General features: G+C 74.3%; 2 protein-coding genes. One reads left to right on the plus strand and one right to left on the minus strand.

Annotated features, from left to right (window positions below):
- Positions 1 to 62: 62 nt before the first annotated feature.
- The gene (locus ACFUVW_RS20000) at positions 63 to 1,175 is read right to left on the minus strand and encodes a hypothetical protein (protein WP_430573046.1); all 1,113 of its coding nucleotides are present in this window, start codon (positions 1,173 to 1,175) and stop codon (positions 63 to 65) included.
- Positions 1,176 to 1,418: 243 nt separating this feature from the next.
- On the opposite strand from ACFUVW_RS20000, the gene pepN reads away from it, so the two are divergent.
- Complete coding sequence (gene pepN / locus ACFUVW_RS20005) at positions 1,419 to 3,983, plus strand: aminopeptidase N (protein ID WP_430573047.1); 2,565 nt, start codon at positions 1,419 to 1,421, stop codon at positions 3,981 to 3,983.
- Positions 3,984 to 4,076 lie beyond the last annotated feature (93 nt).

Here is a 4,076-nt window from a genome sequence, read left to right on the forward strand (position 1 = left end):
GCTTCGTCGTGTCCGGGCGTCCGTCCGGGCGTCGAGTCCGGGCGAGGCCGAGCGCCGCGCGCTCAGCTCGTGCCGATGCCCGCCCGGGCGAGGGAGAAGCCGTTGCCGCTCGGGTCGTGCGTGCACGACATCCCGGTGTCCTCGCTGGAGCACGTGTAGTCGCCCTCGGTGATCGAGTCGCCGTACTCCAGGACGTCGACGTCGTCACCGGCGGTCTGCGGCTGCTCGTCCTTCGGGACGCACGGCTGCGCGACCTTCCCGTCGCCGTCGACCGTCACCACGTACCCGGTAGTCCCGTCGCAGCCCTCCATCGGTGCCGGCTGCTGGTTGAGCTGCGCGATCCCGCAGGACGCCCCGTCGGCGTAGATCGAGCACGTGATGTTCTGGGAGGGCGCCGCGAAGTGCGCCAGCACCTCGCCCTGCATCGGAGCGTCCTCGGACGGCGACGCCGACGGCTCCTGCGAGGCCGCGGGGGCACCGCCCGCCTGCGGCGCGGTGGGCGACGGCGCGCCGAACATCTGCACGGCGAGCACCACCATCGTCACGATGAGCACCGCATCGACGGCGATGAACGCGATCCACCCGGCCGAGAGCCGACGCCGCCGGCGCGGCGCGGCGGGCGGGGGCGGTGGCGCGCCGACCGCCGCCGGCGCGGAGTACCCGGCCGGGGCGGCGTACCCGGCGGGGGCCTGCGGGGCGGCCTGCGCGTAGACCGGCTGCTGCACCTGCGTCGCCGTCGCGGCGGAGGCCGGGGAGTAGGCCGGCTGGGGCGCGTAGTTGGGCTGGGCGCCGTACGCCGGCGGGTAGGGCGCGGGCTGCTGAGCGGACGGCACGGCCGGCGGCATCTGCTGGGTGTGCTGGGCGGCCGGCGGGAACGCGGGCTGCTGCGGCGCCTGCGCCGTGGCTCCCGCCTCCGGCGGCGGGGGCACGGGGGCGTGCACGGTCGTCGCCCCGGCGGGGGGCGTGGCGGCGGCCGGCGCCGTGACCTGCTGCAGCGGCACCTCGGCCAGCGGGTCGGCGGCCGTGGGCCGCTGGTACGCGGACGCGACGCGGCGCACCCCGCCGCCCGGCGACGTCGACGGCACGGCCGGCGGCAGGGACGGCGGCACTGTCGACGGCGCGGTCGACGGCCTGCCGTCGGACCCCGGCGGGGGCGGCGGAACGGTGCCGGACATCTGGACTCCCTCCAGTCATTCCTCGGGCGTCGCACGCCGGGTGGCGGGAACTCACGCGGCGGCGACGCACCGGGCAGGATGTCACGATCGGGTCTCGGCGGTCGAACCCGCCCCCGCCCCGCACGCACCGGGGGCCGGGAATCCCGTGCGGCGTAGCAGGCCCGAGGTGGCATCATCGTGCGCGAGCCGGCGCGCCCATCACGCGCTGCACCACGCTGCATCACCTGAGACGAGGGAGAACCCGTGCCCGGAGAGAACCTGACCCGCGCCGAGGCGATCGAGCGCGCCGACGTCGTCACCGACGTCGAGTCGTACGCCGTCGACCTCGACCTCACCACCGGACCGACCACGTTCGCGTCCACCACCGTCATCCGGTTCTCCGCCACCCCGGGCGGGAGCACGTTCGTGGACCTCGTCGCGCCCACCGTGCGCGAGGTCGTGCTCAACGGCGTCGCCCTGGACCCGTCCGAGGTGTTCGCCGACTCGCGCATCGCGCTGACCGGCCTGGCCGCGACGAACGAGCTGCGCGTCGTCGCCGACTGCGCCTACATGAACACCGGCGAGGGCCTGCACCGCTTCGTCGACCCCGTGGACGGCGAGGTCTACCTCTACACCCAGTTCGAGGTGCCGGACGCCCGCCGCGTCTTCGCGACCTTCGAGCAGCCCGACCTCAAGGCGCCCTACCAGGTGACGGTCACGGCCCCCGCGGCCTGGCAGGTCGTGTCCAACCAGCCGACGCCGGAGCCGACGCCGGCCACGCACGCGACGGACGCCGACGTCCCGGCCGCGACGTGGGCGTTCGAGCCGACGCCGCGCATCTCGTCCTACCTCGTGGCCCTCGTCGCCGGCCCGTACGCCGTGCAGCGCGGCGAGCTCACGTCGTCCGACGGACGCACCATCCCCCTCGGCGTCTTCTGCCGCTCCTCGCTCGCCGAGCACCTGGACGCGGACTACATCATGGAGACCACCCGCAAGGGCTTCGCGTTCTACGAGTCGACGTTCGGCGTGCCGTACCCGTTCGACAAGTACGACCAGCTCTTCGTGCCCGAGTACAACATGGGCGCGATGGAGAACCCGGGCTGCGTCACCTTCACCGAGTCCTACGTCTTCCGCTCCCAGGTGACCGACGCCGTCCGCGAGCGCCGCGTCGTGACCATCCTGCACGAGCTGGCCCACATGTGGTTCGGCGACCTCGTCACGATGAAGTGGTGGAACGACCTCTGGCTGAACGAGTCGTTCGCCGAGTACGCGTCCACGCTCGCCACCGCCGAGGCCACCGAGTGGGAGGCCGCCTGGACCACGTTCTCCGCGATGGAGAAGACGTGGGCGTACCGCCAGGACCAGCTGCCCTCCACGCACCCGATCGTCGCGGAGATCCGCGACCTCGAGGACGTGCAGGTCAACTTCGACGGCATCACCTACGCCAAGGGCGCCTCGGTGCTCAAGCAGCTCGCGGCGTGGGTCGGGCGGGACGAGTTCCTGTCCGGCGTCTCCGCGTACTTCCGCAAGCACGCGTGGTCGAACACCGAGCTGCGCGACCTGCTGGTCGAGCTCGAGGCGACCAGCGGCCGCGACCTGACGGCCTGGTCGAAGGCGTGGCTGGAGACCGCGGGCGTGAACACGCTGCGCCCGGAGATCGAGGTCGACGCCGAGGGCCGCATCACCGGCTTCGCGGTCCTGCAGTCGGCCCCGGCCGACTACCCGACCATCCGCCCGCACCGCCTCGGCATCGGCTTCTACGACCTGGTCGACGGGGCGCTGACGCGCACGCACCAGGTCGTCATCGACGTCGACGGCGAGCGCACCGAGGTCGCGGACCTCGTGGGCCGCGAGCGCCCCGCGCTCGTCCTGCTCAACGACGAGGACCTCGCGTACGCGAAGATCCGCCTCGACGAGGCGTCGCTCGCGGCGGCCGTGGAGCACCTGTCGCGGATCTCCGACCCGCTGGCCCGCTCCCTCGTGTGGGGCTCCGTGTGGGACGCGGTGCGCGACGGCGAGACCCCGGCGTCGGCGTACGTGGACCTCGTGCTCGGCAACATCGCCGCCGAGACGGAGTCGACGACGGTGCGCACCACGCTGAACCAGCTCGGCCTGGCCGCCCGGTCGTACGTGGCGCCCGAGCGCCGCGCCGCCACCCTGGCGCGCATCGCCGACCGGCTCTGGGCCCTCGCGCAGGAGGCGGCCGCGGGCTCCGACCTGCAGCTGCAGCTCGTGAAGTTCTTCGCGCAGCTCGCGTCGACGCCGGACCACGCCGCCCCGCTGCGCGGCCTGCTCGACGGGTCGGTGGCCCTCGACGGGCTCACCGTGGACACCGACCTGCGGTGGGAGCTGCTGGAGAGCCTCGTGCTGCTCGGCGCGGCCGAGGGCGCGGAGATCGACGCCGCCCTCGCGCAGGACGACACCGCCACCGGCCGGCAGGCCGCCGCCCGGGCGCGCGCCGCGACGCCGACCGTGGCGGGCAAGGAGGCCGCGTTCGCGTCCGTCGTCGACCGGACGGACGTGCCGAACGCGATCATCCGCTCCACCGCCGCCGGCTTCGTGCACGTGACCGACCCGGCCGTGCTGGAGCCGTTCGCCGCCCGCTACGTCGACGCGCTGCTGCCGATCTGGACCACGCGCAGCTACCACATCGCGGAGGAGCTCATCGAGGGCCTCTACCCGGCGCCGCTCGCGTCGGCCGCGCTGCGCGACGCCGTCCGCGGCTGGCTCGACGCCCACGCCGACGCCCCCGCCGCGCTGCGCCGCATGGTCGTCGAGCAGCTCGCGGGCACCGAGCGCGCCCTCGCCGCGCAGGCCGTCGACGCCTGACCTGACCGGCCGACCCGCGAGATAGAGAACCGCCCCCGCCGAGATAGAGACCCACCCGGGGCGAGATAGAGAAGCCCGGACGATGCGCGGACG

The organism is Isoptericola sp. NPDC057391 (assembly GCF_042668085.1).
Taxonomy (GTDB): domain Bacteria; phylum Actinomycetota; class Actinomycetes; order Actinomycetales; family Cellulomonadaceae; genus Isoptericola.

What these genes read in the sequence shown, in the direction of transcription:
- ACFUVW_RS20000 (WP_430573046.1), bottom strand. Translation starts at nt 1,175, where the DNA reads ATGTCCGGCACCGTTCCGCCGCCCCCGCCGGGGTCCGACGGCAGGCCG.